15 protein-coding genes are annotated in these 16,952 nt (G+C 73.9%); 5 read left to right on the top strand and 10 right to left on the bottom strand.

Features of this window, described 5'->3' with window-relative positions:
- Nucleotides 1-4 precede the first annotated feature (4 nt).
- Nucleotides 5-1,102, bottom strand: a complete 1,098-nt coding sequence (locus MLV88_RS05995; RefSeq protein WP_243337076.1) for a Re/Si-specific NAD(P)(+) transhydrogenase subunit alpha — start codon at nucleotides 1,100-1,102, stop codon at nucleotides 5-7.
- Between the two features lie 155 nt (nucleotides 1,103-1,257).
- Here MLV88_RS05995 and MLV88_RS05990 point away from each other — a divergent pair, with 155 nt between their 5' ends.
- The gene (locus MLV88_RS05990) at nucleotides 1,258-1,449 is read left to right on the top strand and encodes a hypothetical protein (protein ID WP_243337079.1); all 192 of its coding nucleotides are present in this window, start codon (nucleotides 1,258-1,260) and stop codon (nucleotides 1,447-1,449) included.
- 94 nt (nucleotides 1,450-1,543) lie between these two features.
- Here the strand turns inward: MLV88_RS05990 and MLV88_RS05985 are convergent, their stop codons facing one another.
- Nucleotides 1,544-1,963, bottom strand: a complete 420-nt coding sequence (locus MLV88_RS05985) for a CBS domain-containing protein (RefSeq protein ID WP_242360598.1) — start codon at nucleotides 1,961-1,963, stop codon at nucleotides 1,544-1,546.
- Nucleotides 1,964-2,086: 123 nt separating this feature from the next.
- The gene (locus MLV88_RS05980) at nucleotides 2,087-2,629 is read right to left on the bottom strand and encodes a hypothetical protein (RefSeq protein WP_242334917.1); all 543 of its coding nucleotides are present in this window, start codon (nucleotides 2,627-2,629) and stop codon (nucleotides 2,087-2,089) included.
- 235 nt (nucleotides 2,630-2,864) lie between these two features.
- Here MLV88_RS05980 and treS point away from each other — a divergent pair, with 235 nt between their 5' ends.
- Nucleotides 2,865-4,526 (top strand): maltose alpha-D-glucosyltransferase, encoded by a 1,662-nt coding sequence (gene treS / locus MLV88_RS05975; protein WP_242334914.1) that lies wholly within the window; start codon nucleotides 2,865-2,867, stop codon nucleotides 4,524-4,526.
- A gap of 2 nt (nucleotides 4,527-4,528) precedes the next feature.
- On the top strand, nucleotides 4,529-4,864 hold the full coding sequence (locus tag MLV88_RS05970) for a hypothetical protein (RefSeq protein WP_242334911.1): 336 nt from the start codon (nucleotides 4,529-4,531) through the stop codon (nucleotides 4,862-4,864).
- Nucleotides 4,865-4,881: 17 nt separating this feature from the next.
- Here the strand turns inward: MLV88_RS05970 and malQ are convergent, their stop codons facing one another.
- The 7 genes from malQ to MLV88_RS05930 all read right to left on the bottom strand — a co-directional run bounded on the left by malQ (nucleotide 4,882) and on the right by MLV88_RS05930 (nucleotide 15,963).
- On the bottom strand, nucleotides 4,882-6,402 hold the full coding sequence (malQ, locus tag MLV88_RS05965; protein WP_242360597.1) for a 4-alpha-glucanotransferase: 1,521 nt from the start codon (nucleotides 6,400-6,402) through the stop codon (nucleotides 4,882-4,884).
- A gap of 12 nt (nucleotides 6,403-6,414) precedes the next feature.
- Nucleotides 6,415-7,137: a hypothetical protein gene (locus MLV88_RS05960; protein ID WP_242334905.1), complete on the bottom strand. Its 723-nt coding sequence runs from the start codon at nucleotides 7,135-7,137 to the stop codon at nucleotides 6,415-6,417.
- A gap of 10 nt (nucleotides 7,138-7,147) precedes the next feature.
- The gene (locus MLV88_RS05955) at nucleotides 7,148-8,371 is read right to left on the bottom strand and encodes a hypothetical protein (RefSeq protein ID WP_242335043.1); all 1,224 of its coding nucleotides are present in this window, start codon (nucleotides 8,369-8,371) and stop codon (nucleotides 7,148-7,150) included.
- Nucleotides 8,372-8,459: 88 nt separating this feature from the next.
- On the bottom strand, nucleotides 8,460-11,789 hold the full coding sequence (aceB, locus tag MLV88_RS24505) for a malate synthase A (protein WP_255821076.1): 3,330 nt from the start codon (nucleotides 11,787-11,789) through the stop codon (nucleotides 8,460-8,462).
- A 129-nt stretch (nucleotides 11,790-11,918) separates the two neighbouring features.
- Nucleotides 11,919-13,355 (bottom strand): hypothetical protein, encoded by a 1,437-nt coding sequence (locus MLV88_RS05940; RefSeq protein ID WP_242334902.1) that lies wholly within the window; start codon nucleotides 13,353-13,355, stop codon nucleotides 11,919-11,921.
- A 494-nt stretch (nucleotides 13,356-13,849) separates the two neighbouring features.
- Nucleotides 13,850-15,028: a pyridoxal-phosphate-dependent aminotransferase family protein gene (locus tag MLV88_RS05935; protein ID WP_242334899.1), complete on the bottom strand. Its 1,179-nt coding sequence runs from the start codon at nucleotides 15,026-15,028 to the stop codon at nucleotides 13,850-13,852.
- Between the two features lie 203 nt (nucleotides 15,029-15,231).
- On the bottom strand, nucleotides 15,232-15,963 hold the full coding sequence (locus tag MLV88_RS05930; protein WP_242334896.1) for a 16S rRNA (uracil(1498)-N(3))-methyltransferase: 732 nt from the start codon (nucleotides 15,961-15,963) through the stop codon (nucleotides 15,232-15,234).
- Nucleotides 15,964-16,055: 92 nt separating this feature from the next.
- Here MLV88_RS05930 and MLV88_RS05925 point away from each other — a divergent pair, with 92 nt between their 5' ends.
- Together MLV88_RS05925 and MLV88_RS05920 are read left to right on the top strand one after the other, a co-directional pair.
- A complete protein-coding gene (locus MLV88_RS05925) occupies nucleotides 16,056-16,388 on the top strand; it encodes a hypothetical protein (RefSeq protein WP_242334893.1) in 333 nt (110 codons plus the stop codon).
- Between the two features lie 173 nt (nucleotides 16,389-16,561).
- A complete protein-coding gene (locus tag MLV88_RS05920; RefSeq protein ID WP_242334877.1) occupies nucleotides 16,562-16,912 on the top strand; it encodes a response regulator in 351 nt (116 codons plus the stop codon).
- Nucleotides 16,913-16,952: the final 40 nt, after the last annotated feature.

Below are 16,952 nucleotides of genomic sequence, written 5' to 3'. Positions count from 1 at the left end.
CTCCCTAGCCGCGGACCTGCCCGTCGTGGACGACGAGCATGGCGCCGGTGATCTCGTCCTGCGGGTCGAGCACGAGCCGGCCGTCCTTCGCGAGGTGCTGCAGCAAGGTCGTGACGTTGCGGCCGTACATCTGGCTCGCGTGGAACGGCACCGTGGAGGGGAGGTTCAGGGGGCCGAGCACGGTGACGCCCGCCTCGACCACCACCTCGCCCGGGCGCGTGAGCTCGCAGTTGCCGCCCGACTCCGCCGCGAGGTCCACCACCACCGAGCCGGGCCGCATCGAGCGGATCATGTCGGCGGTGAGGAGCCGCGGCGCCGGCCGGCCGGGGATCTGGGCGGTCGTGACGACGAGGTCCATGTCCTTCACGTGCGCCGCGATCGCGCCGAGCACGCGCTCCTGCTCGGAGGCGCCGAGCTCCTTCGCGTAGCCTCCCGCGCCCTCCGCGGCGACCTCCTGGACCTCCACGAACGACGCGCCGAGCGACTGCACCTGCTCCTTCACCACCGGGCGCACGTCGAAGGCGGAGACCACCGCGCCGAGCCGTCGCGCGGTGGCGATGGCCTGCAGGCCGGCGACCCCCGCGCCGACGACGAACGCCTTGGCCGGCGCGAGCGTGCCCGCGGCGGTGGTCATCATGGGGAGGATGCGAGGCAGCGCGTTCGCGCCGACGAGGACGGCCTTGTACCCGGCGAGCGTCGCCTGGGAGCTGAGCGCGTCCATGGACTGGGCGCGCGTCGTGCGAGGCACCTTCTCCATGGCGAGCGCCGACACGCGCCGCGCCGCGAGCCGCGCGAGGAGCGGCCCGCCCTGGTGCGGCGCGAGGAGCGCGACGAGGAGCGCGCCCTGCGGCAGGAGGTCGGCCTCCGCCTCCGACGGCCGCTGCACGCGCACCACCACCTCGGCGCCCTCGAGCGCGGCGGGGCCGTCCGCGAGCGCCGCCCCCGCGGCCTCGTAGGCCTGGTCGGGGAAGCCGGCCGCCACCCCGGCGCCGCGCTCGACGCGGAGCTCGTGCTGCTGCTTCACGAGCCGCGCCACGTTCTCCGGCACGAGCGCCACGCGGCGCTCCCCGGGCGACGTCTCCCTCGCCACTGCGATGCGCATGGTTCCCTCGCGCGCCGCGTCCGCCGCGGCGACACGCGGCCGCCCGGCCCCTCCTGGAGGCCGCACGGTCGCCGGGGGAGCCTCTAACCGGGCAACGGCGCGGCGCAAGGTGCAAAGGCCCGGGCAAAGCGACGCGCCGCGCCGAGGAGGACACCATGGGAGAACGGAGACCAGGACAGGACGCGCCGGAGATCCCCCGCGTGCCACCGCCGCAACCGGAGCTGCCGGGGCGTGGCGCGCAGCCGGGCCGCGAGGTGCCGGGCATCCCCCGGCCGGAGCCCGAGCTCCCCGGCCGCCGGCCGGAGCGGCCGGAGGCGCCGATGGATCCCAACGCTCCCGGGGAGTGAAGGCGCCCGGCGGGCGGGACGGCGCAGGAACGCCCGGCGGCCAGGGCGGGGAGACCGCCTCGGGCCGGCGCAACTCGCGCGACCGGGCTCCGGGCTACCTCCCCGTGATGTAGTCCTGCAACTGCTCGATCACGAACTGCTTCTCGTCGAGCATGAGCTGGATGATGTCGCGCATCGAGACGACGCCCACCACGCGCCCCTCCTCCTCGACGAGCAGGTGGCGGGTGTAGTGGTCGCGCATGAGCGCCGCGCACTCCGCCTCGCTCGCGCTCGACGGGACGTGCGGCAGGCCCGTCCGCATGGCCTCGCGGATGGGGAGGCCGCCGTCGCCGCCGCGGGCGAGCACGGTCATGACGAGGTCGCGCTCGGTGACGAGCCCGACCACGCCGCCGGCGTCCTTCACGCCCACGGAGCCGATCCTCCGATCGGCCATGAGCTGCGCCGCCTGGCGGATGGGGGCCGTGGCGTCGAGCGCCACGACGTCGCGGGTCACGTGCTTGTGGATCGAGGCCATGCGCCGCTCCTCTCTGGGGAGGATGGGTCCGTAACGAGCGGGCGGGGCGAGGCGCCGCGACGCAGCGTGGAAAAAGCGGGGCTTGCCCGCGAGGGACCCGGGGCGGCGCCGCGTGCGTGACGCTCAGAACTTGTCGATCCGCACCGGCCACATCCCGCGCTCGACACCGGTGTAGCGCCGAACGCAGGAGGGGGCGGCGTCGGGACGGTCCCACACCATCGGCGCGAACTGCGCGTCCACCTGCTCCCAGCGCGAGTTCGAGTGCATGGGGTCGCCGAGCTTGTAGTGTCCGAGCTCGTGGAGGAGCTCCGACGCCTCGAAGCAGCCCTCCGCGTCCGGCGGCACCCGCACCGAGAGGGTCTTCTCCAGGTAGTCGGTGCAGCCGTCGTTGTGCGACGCGAGGTAGCAGGCGTACTCGGCGTCCTCGCGGAACTGGATGCGCCAGCCGCCCAGGTTCGCGAGCCCCCAGAACGGAAGCTCGCGGTCGAGCAGGGAGGAGACCCGCTGCTCCGCGTCGGCCAGATCGGCCGGATCGTTCACGAACTCGATGCACGCGTCGCGGACGTAGAAGTCGCAGTGCCAGGGCTCGCACGCGCCGAGGCACAGCGCCGCCGCGATCGCCGCCGCCCAGATCCGCACGATGCCCCCGCCCCGCGCAGCGACCACGTCTGAAGCTAGGACTCGCCACCTCCGCCGCGAACGCCCCGGCCCATCGTGGCCCGCGCCCGGCCGGGCCGCCCCCGCCCCGTTCACGCTCCGAGAACCGGGACGGCGGTCCCTCGCCCGTCCGCCCGTCCGGGCGTATACACGGGAGCGCGCGGGATCCGGGACCCCTCGCGGAATCCTCCGCTTGCGGGTGCCCGGTGCGATCTTAGAACTGGCAGGAGGTCACGGACGCCGGATGGCAATCTTCCAGCGAAGGCGCGGCCAGGATCCGCTCTGGTACAAGGACGCGGTCATCTACGAGACGCACGTGAAGTCGTTCTACGACTCCAACGGCGACGGGATCGGCGATCTGCGCGGCCTCGTGGAGAAGCTCGACTACCTCCAGGACCTCGGCATCAACTGCCTCTGGCTGCTGCCGCTCTTCCCGTCGCCGCTCAAGGACGACGGCTACGACATCGCCGACTACCGCGGCGTCCACCCCGACTACGGGACGATGGACGACTTCCGCCAGCTCGTCGCGGCGGCGCACGCGCGCGGCATCCGGGTCCTCATCGAGCTCGTGGTGAACCACACCTCGGACCAGCACCCCTGGTTCCAGCGGGCGCGGCGCGCGCTGCCGGGCTCGTCCGAGCGCGCGTTCTACGTGTGGAGCGACACCGATCAGAAGTACCGCGACGCGCGCATCATCTTCACCGACACCGAGAAGTCGAACTGGACCTGGGATCCCGAGGCGAAGCAGTACTACTGGCACCGGTTCTTCAGCCACCAGCCGGACCTCAACTTCGAGAACCCGGCGGTCCTCCAGGAGGTGCTCGACGCCCTGAGCTTCTGGGCGGAGCTGGGCGTCGACGCGTTCCGGCTCGACGCCGTGCCGTACCTCATCGAGCAGGACGGGACGAACTGCGAGAACCTCCCCGGCACGCACCAGGTGATCAAGCAGATCCGGCGCCACGTGGACGAGCACTTCCCAGGCCGCATGCTCCTCGCGGAGGCGAACCAGTGGCCCGACGACGTCCGCCCGTACTTCGGCGACGGCGACGAGTGCCACATGGCGTTCCACTTCCCGCTCATGCCGCGCATCTTCATGGCGCTGCGGCTCGAGGACGTGGAGCCGATCGTCGAGATCATGCGGCGCACGCCGCCCATCCCGGACACCGCCCAGTGGGCGCTCTTCCTGCGCAACCACGACGAGCTGACGCTCGAGATGGTGACGAGCGACGAGCGGGACTACATGTACCTCGCGTACGGCCAGGACCCGCGCATGAAGCTCAACGTCGGGATCCGCCGCCGCCTCATGCCGCTCGTCGAGAACAGCCGCCGGCGCATGGAGCTCCTGAACAGCCTGCTGTTCTCGTTCCCCGGCACGCCGGTCGTCTACTACGGCGACGAGATCGGCATGGGCGACAACATCTACCTCCACGACCGCAACGGCGTGCGGACGCCCATGCAGTGGACCCCCGACCGCAACGCCGGCTTCTCGCGCGCCGACCCGAGCCGCCTCTACAGCGCGCCCATCTCCGACGCCGTCTACGGCTACCAGGCCGTGAACGTGGAGGGGCAGTCGCGCGATCCGTCCTCGCTCCTCCAGTGGATGCGGAACACCATCGCGCTCCGCAAGCTCTTCAAGGCCTTCGGGCGGGGGACGATGGAGTTCCTGCAGGTCGCGAACCGGAAGGTGCTCGCCTACGTCCGGCGCTGGGAGGAGGACGTCATCCTGTGCGTCGCGAACGTGTCCCGCTCCGCGCAGCCGGCGGAGCTCGACCTCGCGGCCTTCGAGGGCTACGTCCCGGTGGAGATGCTGGGCTACACGGAGTTTCCGCGGATCGGCAAGCTCCCCTACTTCCTCACCCTCGGCCCGTACGGCTTCTACTGGTTCGAGCTCAGGAAACCGCACTGACCATGGCCCACCTCGTCGCGTTCCTGCTCCGCCTCGTCCTCTCCGCCGGCGTCCTCTGGCTCGCCGTCGCCTGGGTGTCTCCGGCGAACCCGGCGAACACCTTCGGGCGCGCGGTGGCGGTCTCGGTCGTCCTCTCGATCGCGTACTACGTCACGCTCGCGAAGTTCCTCTGGTTCCTGCTCCTGCCGTGGCTCTTCTACGCGATGATCTGGCTCGCGGTGATCATGGGCGCGTACGGGATCGGGTTCTGGCGGGCGCTCCTCGTCGCGCTCGCGCTCACCGTCCTGTCCTGGCTCGTGTCGGCGCTCCTGGGCGTCCGGACCTTCCGCGCGGGGTAGCCGGCGCGGCGGAGGCCTCACCGGCCGTAGAGCCGGGTGAGCTCCGCGAGGCGCGCCGCGCGCTCCGGCCCGAGCGCCTCCTCCCGCATTCGCCAGCGCCAGTTGCCGCCGAGGGTCGCGGGCGTGTTCATGCGCGCCGGCGAGCCGAGCCCGAGCACGTCCTGCATCGGCGCGATCGCGGTGTCCGCCACCGAGGAGAGGACCGCGCGGATCATCACCCAGCTCATGTCCCGACCGTCCGTCGCGAGGTACGCGCGCGCGTGCGCCTTCTCCCGCGCGACGTCCTCCGGGGTGCGGACGCTGTCGCCGGCGCCGCCCGCCCACCAGCCCGTCACCGTGTCGTTGTCGTGCGTCCCGGTGTACGCGGCGGTGTCGCGCTCGTAGTTGTGCGGCAGGAACGTGGGCGCCTGGGGATCGATGCCGAAGGCGAACTGGAGCACCGCCATGCCGGGCAGGCGGAAGCGCCGCCGCAGCGCCTCCACCTCGGGGGTGATGACGCCCAGGTTCTCGGCCACGAACGGCAGCGCCCCGAGCGCGGCCTCGAGCGCCTCGAACAGCCGCGCGCCCGGCCCCGGGACCCACCGGCCCTCCTCGGCGGTGGACGCGCCGGCGGGGATCTCCCAGTACGCCTCGAAGCCGCGGAAGTGATCGAGTCGGATCCGGTCCACGAGGGCGAGCGCGCCGCGGACGCGCGCGATCCAGCTCGCGAAGCCCTCGCGCGCGACGGCGTCCCAGTCCCAGAGCGGGTTCCCCCACAGCTGGCCGGTGGCGCTGAAGTAGTCGGGCGGCACCCCCGCGACGGCGGCGGGCCGTCCCGCGGCGTCGAGCCGGAACAGCTCGCGGCGCGACCAGACCTCGACCGAGTCGTGCGCGACGTAGATGGGGACGTCGCCGAGGAGCGCGATCCCGAGGGCGCGGCAGCGCGCGCGGAGCGCGTCCCACTGCCGCGCGAAGCACCACTGCGCGAACACCTCCGCGAAGATCGCCCGCGCGTAGCGGGCCCGGGCGGCGTCGAGCGCGCGCGGGTCGCGGCGGGCGAGCGGCTCCGCCCAGGCGGTCCAGGGCCGCCCCTCGTGCGCCTGCTTCAGGACCCAGAATAGCGCCCAGTCCTCGAGCCACCCCGCCTCGCGGGCGCGGAACGCCTCGAGCTCGGCGCGCGCCTCCGCGCCCGCGCGCGCCCCGAAGGCCTGCGCGGCCCGCTCGAGCCGCTCGCGCTTCCAGGGCCCCGCCTCGTCGTACGCGGCGCGCTCGGGATCGGCGGCGGGCGCGCCGGCGAGGTCGCCGTCGTCGAGCCAGCCCTCGTTGCGGAGCGTCTCCAGCGAGACGAGCAGGGTGTTGCCGGCGCGCGACGAGAGCGCCTGGTAGGGCGAGTCGCCGAAGCCGGTCGGGCCGAGCGGGAGGACCTGCCACAGCCGCTGGCCCGCCTCGGCGAGCCAGGCGGCGAAGCGATGGGCCCCGGCGCCGAGATCGCCCACGCCGTGCGGGGCGGGGAGCGAGGTCGGGTGGAGCAGGATTCCGCTGCGGCGGTCGCGGGGCAAGGGGCGCTCGGGCTAGAGGTGCTGGACCTTGTCCTCGGGGCCGGTCGGCCCTGGCTCGCCCGGCCGCGGCTCCCCGCGGGTCTCCCGGTCGAGCGCGCGCGACACGGCGTCGCGCGCCCCGAGCCCCACGGCGAGGGCGACGGAGAGCACGATGCCGCCGACCACGAGCGCGAACGCGAGCGTGGGGAGCTCTCCGCCGATGCCGACGTGCTCGAGGGCCATCGCCGCCGCGAGGACGAGGACGAGCCACTTCACCGCGAGCGCGATGAGGCGCGCCTGGCGGATCTGCTGGTTCACCGCGCTGATGAGCGTGCTCCGCTCGAGGAAGCGGGCGGCGCCGATGCCGACGAGCAGGATGATGGCCCCGACCACGAGCTTCGGGAGGAACACGAGCAGGGAGAGGCCGAACGCGCTCACCGTGCTCGCGCCGAGCACCTCGAGCGCGAGGGCGATGCCGGCCACCACCACGAGCCAGAACGCGAAGCGCGAGACGATCGCGGAGGGCTCCTGGCGCGGCCCGAGGTCCCGGCCGGTGGTCACGCCCCACTCTCGCGCGCGCCGATCGAAGCCGGTGCGCCCGAGCACCGCCCGCAGGATCGCCCGGATGACGAACGCCGCGACGGTCGTGGACACGAGCACGATGAGCATCGCCACGATGCCCGGCAGGTCCGCCGCGATCACCGCCCCGAGCCGCTCGAACGCCTCACCCAGCACTGCTCGTACCTGTTCCCACATGGCCTCGTCCTCACGGGTTGAAGCGGTCCGGCCAGCGCCAGCGCGAGATGAGGTACCGCTTCTCGTCCTCGAACGCGGAGCAGAGCCGCTCGACGCGCTCGTCCGCCGCGTCCGGTCCGAGCGGTCCCACCTCGTTCACGTAGCTCGCGACCCAGCCCAGGTAGATGGGCGTGAGCGAGCGCAGGAGCTGGCGGCGCTCCATCAGCTTGAAGCGCCACGCCACCGCGAAGTCGTAAAGCACGCGCGCCCAGATCGCGTCCGGCATGCGGAACGCCTCCGGGGGCGCGCGCGGGATCCGCTGCAGCGCGAGCAGGGTGTGCGGCGGCAGGACGCTGCTCCACAGCGGTCGCAGGTCGCGCCAGCCGAGGGCGAAGGCGTCCACGAGTGGCGCCACCGCCGGCGCGTTCGCGGGCTCCTCCGCGAGCCGCTCCTCCCCGAAGGTCGCGACCACCTGCGAGCCGATCACCCGCTGCCAGTAGTGCGCGTGCACCTCCATCTCGTGGAAGAGGGTGTCGAGCACGCCGGCGAGGGCCTGGGACACGTCGGAGGGCTGGGGCGCCGGGCGGGGCCGGGGACCGATGAACACCTGCGCGATGCGCACCTCGCGCGCGAGCGCCTTCGTCACGCACCACAGGTCCTCGCCCGCGTGCGCCGGATCCGTCCGCCACTCGGTGTCCGCCAGCAGGTGCCGGGCGAGGCGGCGCGAGAGCACCAGCTCGCGCCCGAGCGGCTGCCGCAGGCGTTGCCCGAACAGGGCGCGCGTGAGCGGGTAGACGATGCCGGTGACGAGCACGCCGTCGAGCCGGCCGCGCGCGTAGGACGGGACCACGAGGTCGAACCCGCCCGTGAGCACCGGCTCGAGCAGCGCGCGGAGCCACCGCGGGTCGCTCGGGCGGGGCAGGGGCTGGAGGAGCGCGCAGGCGGGCGCGTCGCGGGCGACCGCGATCTCGAGCAGGGTGGGCAGGGCGGCCTGCGGGCCGGTGTGACCCCCCGTGTAGATCGCCGGGGGGTGATCCCGCTCGACGAGCGCGAGCACCGTCTCCGGCGTCGCCGCGCCGCTCGGATCGCCGGTGAGGACGACGGCCAGCGCGGGACGCCCGGGAAAGGCCTCCTTGAGCCCGGTCTCCAGCGCGATCGCGGCCTCGGTGGCCGCCATGCGGTCCGGCTCGGCCGGCACGCCGACGACCACGTCGGGCCCGGAGGGCTCGCTGGGGCGCGACGACGGCTCGAGCACGAGAGACAAGGTAACCCCTCCCGCGGGATCGTCGCGCGCCAAGTTCGGGCGTCCGGAGGGGCGCCCGGACGCCGGGCGCCGGCGGCCCCTAATGTAGCGCCCGGGCGAGCACCATCTCGCGCGCCTCGTGGTCGCGGATCCGGCCGCCGAGGGCGCAGGTGAGGGGCGCCAGGTCCGACGCCGTCGCCTGGCCCTTCGCGCGCTCGCGGACCTGCTGGAGCGCGGCGATGAGCTCCCGGTGCTCGTCGGTCATGCGCAGCACCTCGGCGCGGTACTCGGGGGAGGCGGCGAGGAGCCCGTAGAAGCCCTTCTGGTGCTCCTCGTGCGCGAAGTGCTCGGTGAGGAGCTCCGCCAGCGACTCGAGGGCGGCGGTGATGGCGGCGACGTCCTTCGCCTCGCCGAGCCGGTCCACCACCGCCTCGATCCGCCCGTGGTCCTCGTGGAGGGCCGCCTGGACCTGCTCGGCGGCGTGGGTCGCGCCGGTCCTGCCCGCGGCGGTGAACTGCGCCGCCTCGGTGGAGCCCTCCAGGGCGAGCGTCGACGCGGTGCCGCCCGACACCGCGCTCGCGACGAGGTCGAAGTAGCCGGTGCCGACCTCGCGCTGGTGGCGCGTCGCGGTGTAGCCGTGCCGCTCCGAGGCGAACTCGGCCTGCTGCAGCTCGGTGTAGGCCGACATGCCGCGCTCGCGGTAGCCGCGGGCGAGCTGGAACATCCCGTGGTTCAGGGCGTGGAACCCGGCGAGGGTGACGAACTGGAACCGATAGCCCATCGCGCCGAGCTCGCGCTGGAACCTCGCGATGGTCGCGTCGTCGAGGTTCTTCTTCCAGTTGAAGGAGGGCGAGCAGTTGTAGGCGAGCATCTTGCCCGGGAACTTCGCGTGGATCCCCTCCGCGAAGCGCCGCGCCTCGCGCAGGTCCGGCGTCTGGGTCTCGCACCAGATCAGGTCCGCGTACGGCGCGTAGGCCAGGCCGCGGGCGATGGCCGTGTCGACGCCGGGCCGCATCCGGTAGAACCCCTCCGCGGTGCGCTCGCCCTTCTCGATGAACGGCGCGTCGTACGGGTCGACGTCGCTCATGACGAGCTTCGCGCCCTCGGCGTCGGTGCGCGCCACGAGGATCGTCGGCACCCCCATGACGTCGGCCGCGAGGCGCGCCGCGTTGAGCGTGCGGACGAACGTCGAGGTCGGCACGAGCACCTTGCCGCCCAGGTGGCCGCACTTCTTCTCGGAGGCGACCTGATCCTCGAAGTGCACCCCGGCGGCGCCCGCCTCGATCATGGCCTTCATGAGCTCGAAGGCGTTGAGGGGGCCGCCGAAGCCGGCCTCGGCGTCGGCGACGATGGGGGCGAACCAGTACGTTCCGTCCTTCCCCTCGGAGTGCTCGATCTGGTCCGCGCGCTGCAGGGCGCGGTTGATGCGCCGGACCACCTCCGGGACCGAGTTCGCCGGGTAGAGGCTCTGGTCCGGGTAGGTCTGACCGGCGGAGTTGGCGTCGGCCGCGACCTGCCAGCCCGAGAGGTAGATGGCCCGGAGGCCCGCCTTCACCATCTGCACGGCCTGGTTGCCGGTGAGCGCGCCGAGCGCGTTCACGTACGGCTCGCCGTGGAGGAGGTCCCACAGCCGGTTCGCGCCGAGCCGCGCGAGCGTGTACTCGATGCGCACGGAGCCGCGGAGCTTCTCGACGTCCTCCCGCGTGTAGCGGCGGACGATGCCCTCCCAGCGGCGCGGGTCGGGGTGGTGCGGCGCGGGCGAGTCGGCGAGGCCCTCCGTGCCGCCGGCGAGCATGCGCGCCTTCTCCTCGCCCTCGGCCTCGAGCAGCTCGTAGGAGGGGAGGGTGATGAACTCGACGAAGTCCCCCTGCGTGCTGATGCGCTCGAAGAGCGCGCGCGCCTCCTCGAAGCGGCCGCCCTGGAACGCGGCGTCCCCGACCTCGAGGCGGATCCGATCCATCTCGTCGGCGAGCACGGTGCGGAACCGCTCGACCGTGAGCGGCGCGCCGTCGTCGAGCGTCGCGCCGTGGTGGATCCACTGCCACGCGAGCGAGCGGGAGATCTCCACCGTCGCGGCGTCCTCCATGAGGCCGTAGATCGGGACGCAGCCGGTCCCGCGGAGCCAGGCCTCGAGGTACTGGACCGAGACGCGGATGTCGTGGCGGAGGCCCGCCTCGGTACGCGGGCCGTCCGGCACCTCGAGCAGGTCGCGCGCCGTCACGCGCACGTCCTCGCGCTTGCGGTGGAGCTGGTTCGGCGTCTTCATGTGCTGGTCGAAGATCGCCCTGGCGATGGGCACGAGGCCGGGGTGCGCCACCCAGGTGCCGTCGTGGCCGTCGGTCACCTCGCGGAGCTTGTCGGCGCGCACCTCGGCGAGCGCGGCCTCGTTCGCCGCCGGATCGTCCTCGATCGGGATCTGCGCGGCCATGCCGCCGATGGCGTGGACGTTGCGCCGGTGGCACGTCTGGATGAGGAGCTGCACGTACGCGCGCAAGAACCCCTTGTCCATGGTGATGTGCGCGCGGTCCGGCATGACGTGCTTCGCGTCCGCGCGGAAGCGCTTGATGGTCGAGAAGATGTAGTCCCAGCGCCCGCAGTTGAGGCCCGCGGAGCGCTCGCGCAGCTCCCACAGGATCTCGTCCATCTCGAACGCGGCGGGGAGGGTCTCGATGAGGCAGGTGGCCTTGATCGAGCCCCTCGGGAGGCCGAGCCGCTCCTCGCCGAGGGTGAACACCTCGTTCCACAGGCGCGCCTCGAGGTGGCTCTCGAGCTTCGGGCAGTAGAAGTACGGGCCGGAGCCCTTCGCGAGGAGCCGCCGCGCGGCGCTCGAGAGGTAGATGCCGAAGTCCCACAGCGCGGCGCTGACGGGCCTCCCGTCCACGCGCACGTGCTTCTCGAGCAGGTGCCAGCCCCGCGGGCGCACCATGAGGACGGCGGTCCGGTCCCCGAGCCGGTGGCGCTCGGCGGTCTCGGGGGCGTCGTGCTCGATCGTGCCCTCGACCGCGTCCCGGAGGTTCACCTGGCCCTCGACGACGTTGCGCCAGGTGGGGGAGCTCGAGTCCTCGAAGTCCGCCACGAAGACGTTCGCGCCGGAGCCGAGCGCGTCGATGATCGTCTTGCGGTCCAGCGGGCCGGTGATCTCGACCCGACGGTCCTGCAGATCGGCCGGGAGCGGCGCGACGGTCCAGTCGCCCGCGCGGACGTCCTCGGTGGCGGAGAGGAAGCTCGGCCGCTCGCCGGCGTCGTAGCGGCGCTGCAGCTCGCGGCGCCGCTCGAGCAGCTGCTCCACGCGCGGGCGAAAGCGGCGCACGAGGTCCGCGACGAGCGCGAGCGCCTCGCGCGTGAGCACCTCCTGGGCGCGTCGCGGCAGGGCGCCGCGGATCTCCATGCCGGGCGGAAGATCGAGCGGCGGGGTCTCGGGGGTGGGCATCCGGGAGGCTCCTCCTGATCGAAAGGTTGTCCTGATTTCGATCAAGCTCAATACCGGAGCGCGCGAGACGCTCGGGCCGCCCGGACGGCCCGAGCCAGGCTGGGGCGGCCAGCAGGCCGCGAGGGCCCGCTAGCCCGCCACGCCGAACCGCTCGGACGAGCGCTCGAGCCGGCGCACCGGACGGACGAGCGCGTCGTGCGTCGCGCCGGTGGCGAGCCGCAGGAAGGCGTAGCGGTCGAGCTCGAGCGCGCCCGCGAGCGACTCGGCGAGCCGCTCGAGGCGCCGCGCCTCGAGCCGGCTGCGCTCGCTGGAGGCCCGCTCGGCATTCACCGCGCTCTGCTCGAGGGCGCGGATGCGGCGGCGGGCGTCGGCGCGGTCGGACTCGATCCGCTCCAGGTCGGCGCGGGCCTGCTCGACGATCTCGACCCGGCGCGCGCGCTCGGAGACGTCGCGGGCGAGGGCGCGATCCCAGGCGAGGGCCGCGTCGAGGGCGGCGTCGCGGGTGGCCTGGAGGCGCGCCGCGACCCGGACGAGGAGGGCGCCCGCGAAGGGGACGATGGCGAGGAGCGCCACATGGGCGAGCCGGTTGGGCGCGGTCGCGGCGGCGGCGACGCCTCCGGCGAGGAGCGCCGCGAGGAGCGCCGCGGTGCCGCCGAGGCCCCGCCGGCTCGCGCCGTCCGGGCGATCGAGCTGGGCGGCGCGGTCGAGCGAGACGGCCGCGAACGCGAACACGGCGGCGGCGGCGCCGAGCGCGAAGACGAGCGCCATGCCCACCGGGACGGGCGACGCGTTCAACGCCTCGACGATGCTCGCCGGGTCGACGCCTTGCGCGGACAGGATCGGGCCGGAGAAGAAGAAGGCCTCGGCGACCACCAGCGCCAGCACGAAGCCCCGCAGGATCGCGGCGGGCGCTGGAGACGGGACGGGCGGCCGTCCGAGCTGCTCGGGGGTCGCGTCCACGGTGGCGGGGGCGGGCACCTTGCCCGCGGCGAGATCGTCGGCGAGGGCGCGCGCGAGCGTGTCGGCGCGGGAGCGCGCGGCCTCGGCGCGCGCGTCGAGCGCGGCGAGCGCGGCCAGCGCCTCGCGGATCTCCTGCGCCGCGAACGGGCCCTCGCGCTCGACGAGGGCCTTCATCCAGCGGGTCTGGTCGTCCGTGCGGGGCTGCGCGGCGTACGACGCGGCGTACGACGCGCCGTAGGTGGCCGGGATGGCGGGTGCCGCGTGGACGCGGGCGCGCACCACCGGCTCGCCGCCCTCCACGTCGACGACGACCGGCAGGTCCTCGAGCGTGACGGGGAGCCGCGAGGCGTACTTCGCGAGGCGGTTGCGGAGGAAGTCCTCGAGCCGGACACCCGAGCGGACCGCGAGGCGCGCCTCGACCGCGACGTCGAGCCGCGACCGCGAGACCTTCACGTCGGGCAGCGGCTTCGGCATCTTCGCCGCGGCGCGGGCTGCGGCGCGCCGCCGCGACGCCTCGAGGGCGAGGTCGAGCGCTCGGCGCCAGGCCGGACCCTTCCGCCGCTTGAACTCCGCCACGAGGCCGACGTTGTCGTCACCGACGTGCATGGACTCGATGCCTCCGTTCCCCACCCGTCGCCGAACCTATGGAGGGCAAGCGAGCCCTGGAAGCCAACCCGGCGGGGCGAGCCTGGAGGGGCTCGGTGGAGAGACGTACGGGCGGCGCGGGAGGGGGCAAAAACCGAGCGTGCCCTTGCCCGCGCGAGCGCTTCGGAGCGCGACGCGCGAAGACGAAATGATCGCTGCGGCGCAAGGAGAATCGGAGGAGCTCACCCCTCGCGTGCCCGCGCGGCCGATCGCTCGGGCCTGTGACGGGGGCTTGCCGGTGTCCTCGCTCTGCCAGGTTCACTGCGAGCGCCCGCCTGGTGCCATGGGAACTAGGGGAACGGGCGGGCGGTCGCTTCAGGGTCGGCGGGAAGGGGGACGACGGGCGGGGAGAGCGGGGGACGGCGGCGTTCGATCGCGACCCCGATGCCCGGAAGCGTACGCCCCCGACCCGAGCCAGCCGGGCGGGGGCGATCGTTCGTCGCGAATGGGCCGAGCTACCCGCGCGCGTAGACCTCGAGCGCGGCGGACGTCGCGGTGCCCGGCTTCGGACCCTTGCCCTGCTTCGCGAGGGCCTGCTCGATCGCGGCGAGGACCACGAGGACGCTCTCCTGCCGCGAGCCCTCGCCCATGAGGCCGATGCGCCACACCTTGCCCGCGAGCGGGCCGAGGCCGCCGCCGATCTCGATGCCGTGGTCGGCGAGGAGGGACTTGCGGACCGCTGCCTCCTCGATCCCGGCGGGGACCTGCACGCAGTTCAGCGTCGGGAGCCGGCGCCCCTCCTGTGCCTGCGGCGAGCACCCCAGCGCGGCGAGGCCCGCCATCAGCGCGGCCGAGTGGCGGCGGTGGCGCGCGAAGCGCGCCTCGAGCCCCTCCTCGTGGACGATCCGGAGCGCCTCGCGGAGCGCGTAGACCATGCTGATGGGCGCGGTGTGGTGGTAGGCGCGCTTCCCCTCCGCCCAGTAGTCCGCGATCATCGACGCGTCGAGGTACCAGCTCTGCACCTTGGTCTTGCGCGCGCGGAGCGCGTCGAGCGCGCGCGGCGAGAGGGTGAGCGGCGCGAGCCCGGGCGGGCAGGAGAGGCACTTCTGGGTGCCGGAGTAGCACGCGTCGATCTCCCACGCGTCCACCTCCACCGGCACGCCGCCCAGCGAGGTGACGGTGTCCGCGACGAGGAGCGCGCCGTGGGCGTGGCAGAGCTTGCCGAGCCCCTCGAGCGGCTGGTGCGCGCCGGTCGAGGTCTCGGCGTGGACGATGCCGACGGCCTTCACCTGCTCCTTCTTCAGCGCCTCCTCGACCCGTCCGAGGTCGCAGGTCTGGCCCCACGGGATCTCGATCTTCACGAGCTTCGCGCCGCAGCGGCCGACGATGTCGGCCATGCGGTTGCCGAAGACGCCAGCCGCGACGACGACGACCGTGTCGCCGGGCTCGACGACGTTCACGAGCGCAGCCTCCATGCCGGCGGACCCGGTGCCCGACAGGGCGATCGTGAACGGGTTCTGGGTCCGGAACGCGGCGCGGAGCTGGCCCTGGACCTCGTTCATGATCTCCAGGAACTTCGGGTCGAGGTGACCGAGCAGCGGCGTCGACATGGCGCGCAGCACGCGCGGGTGGACGGGGCTCGGCCCGGGGCCGAGGAGGAGGCGGGCGGGCGGCGACAGCTCGGGGACGTTCATGTCGGGGACCTCGTGGTTGCGGGCGCGCGGCGGCGAGCGGCGCGCCTCTTCGAGAGCGCGAATCGGATACAGATACACCAGCGGGAGATTCGCGGCCCAGGGGTCATGGGGGCTCTGCGGGCCCGATCGTCCGGCCGGGGGAGGGGCGCACGCGCGCGGACGGTGGAGCGGGCTCTCGCGCTCGGGTCCGACCGCGGGGTGGATCATCCGCCCCGCAGCCAGAGCTCCACCTGTCCCACCGCGTAGGGCACCGCCGCGTCGACGCGCAGCACGCGAGGCCCGAGCGAGAACGGCTCGAAGCCGCGCGCGCGGAGCGCCTCGGCCTCGTAGGGCGTCCAGCCGCCCTCCGGACCGATGGCGACGCAGGCCCGCTCGGAGAGCGGCGTGAGCGTCTCGAGCGGCGCGCTCCCGGCCGGATGCGCGAGGAGCCGCGACCGCTCGGGGAACGTCGCGTCGAGCTCGTCCTCCACGAACGGCTTGAAGAAGCGCCGGAGCGACACCTCGGGGAGGATCGTGTCCTTCCCCTGCTCGAGGCCGAGGACGAGCTCCGCGCGGATCGCCTCGGGCGCGAGGACCGGCGAGCCGAAGTAGCTCTTCTCGACGCGGTAGCTGCCGAGGAGCACGAGCCGCTTCACGCCCATGGAGGCGACCGCCTGCAGGACGCGGCGGAGGATCTTCGGGCGCGGCACCGCCGCGAGGAGCGTCACCTTCGCGGGCGGCGGCGGGGCGCGGTCGAGGCGCGGCGCGATCACCACCTCGGTGCCGGAGGCGTGGAGCACCTCCGCCTCTCCCATGCGACCGCCGACGACGCCCGCCTGGATCCGATCGCCCGCGACGGCGCGCAGGACCTCGCGGACGTGCAGCGCGCGGCGGCCGGACAGGCGGGCGACGCCGTCCGCCGCAAGCTCGGAGGGCTCGAGGAGGAGGAGGTTCACGGGAGCGCCAGACTACACCGCGCCGGCTCCGGCGCACCGCGCGCGGAGCCCCGGCCGGGCGCCGGGCCGGACGACCGGGTACAATCCTCTCGATGCCCGCTGATGCCGCCGCGTCCTGGACCCTCATCTCCGTCCTCTTCTCGTCCATCCCGCTCTCCGATTCGCTCGCCGCGGCGCTGCACGACGCGGCGGTGGAGCTGTACCGGCGCGACGACTCCGTGGGGCAGGTCGCGGGCGATCTCGCGAACGGCCGGGTCGTCAACCTGAAGCGGACGATGCAGCTCGGCGCGATCACGGGCCCCGCGTTCGAGGCGAAGCTCGACACCGAGCGCGGCGCCGGGACGGTCCGGTACCTGCTCACGCGCCAGGGCCTCGAGCTGCTCGGCCTCTCCGGCGAGCGGCCGCGCGGCGGCTATCTGAACTGAGTCAGCTTCAACGGGGCCCGCGCTCCGGCCCCGCCGGTTCGGCGCGGGACCCGCCCGGGCCGGCGCACTCCGCGCGCGGTGGCGTGTCGCCCGACATCGCCTCACCGGCACGCCTGCGCCGTACCTCGGTCGCGCGACCGGCCCGCGCGCGCGCGGGGTAGGCTCGCGAGTCGATGCCCTCGAGCAGGCGAGTCCTCCTCATCGAGCAAGACGCGGCGGTGCGCGCGTCGCTCTCCACGGCGCTCACCGGGCGCGGGGCGGAGGTCGTCGTCGCGAGCGACGGCGAGGACGGGCTCGCCAGGCTCGCCTGCGGCGAAGCGCCGGCGGTGGTGCTCCTCGGTCTTCACCCGCCACGCCGCGGGGACGACGCGTTCATGCGGGCGATCCGCGCCGATCCGCGCTACGCCGACGTCCCGGTCATCACGATGGCCGGCGACGGGCCCCACCGTAGGGGGCCCACGCCCTTCGACGTCGACGACGTGCTCGCGCTCGTGCTGTCGCTCTGCGATCCCGATCGCGCCTGAGCGAGCGCACGGCGGTCGCCGACGTTGGCGCGTGCGCGCC

The sequence above is a fragment of the Anaeromyxobacter soli genome (assembly GCF_022808855.1).
GTDB lineage: Bacteria > Myxococcota > Myxococcia > Myxococcales > Anaeromyxobacteraceae > Anaeromyxobacter > Anaeromyxobacter soli.
Note: the sequence above shows the minus strand (reverse complement) of the source record. Positions and strands in the feature narration are given on the sequence as shown.

Coding starts and splice junctions, on each gene's coding strand:
- MLV88_RS05995 (WP_243337076.1), bottom strand. CDS start 1,102: ATGCGCATCGCAGTGGCGAGGGAGACGTCGCCCGGGGAGCGCCGCGTG.
- MLV88_RS05990 (WP_243337079.1), top strand. CDS start 1,258: ATGGGAGAACGGAGACCAGGACAGGACGCGCCGGAGATCCCCCGCGTG.
- MLV88_RS05985 (WP_242360598.1), bottom strand. CDS start 1,963: ATGGCCTCGATCCACAAGCACGTGACCCGCGACGTCGTGGCGCTCGAC.
- treS (WP_242334914.1), top strand. CDS start 2,865: ATGGCAATCTTCCAGCGAAGGCGCGGCCAGGATCCGCTCTGGTACAAG.
- MLV88_RS05970 (WP_242334911.1), top strand. CDS start 4,529: ATGGCCCACCTCGTCGCGTTCCTGCTCCGCCTCGTCCTCTCCGCCGGC.
- MLV88_RS05960 (WP_242334905.1), bottom strand. CDS start 7,137: ATGTGGGAACAGGTACGAGCAGTGCTGGGTGAGGCGTTCGAGCGGCTC.
- aceB (WP_255821076.1), bottom strand. CDS start 11,789: ATGCCCACCCCCGAGACCCCGCCGCTCGATCTTCCGCCCGGCATGGAG.
- MLV88_RS05940 (WP_242334902.1), bottom strand. CDS start 13,355: ATGCACGTCGGTGACGACAACGTCGGCCTCGTGGCGGAGTTCAAGCGG.
- MLV88_RS05935 (WP_242334899.1), bottom strand. CDS start 15,028: ATGAACGTCCCCGAGCTGTCGCCGCCCGCCCGCCTCCTCCTCGGCCCC.
- MLV88_RS05925 (WP_242334893.1), top strand. CDS start 16,056: ATGCCCGCTGATGCCGCCGCGTCCTGGACCCTCATCTCCGTCCTCTTC.
- MLV88_RS05920 (WP_242334877.1), top strand. CDS start 16,562: ATGCCCTCGAGCAGGCGAGTCCTCCTCATCGAGCAAGACGCGGCGGTG.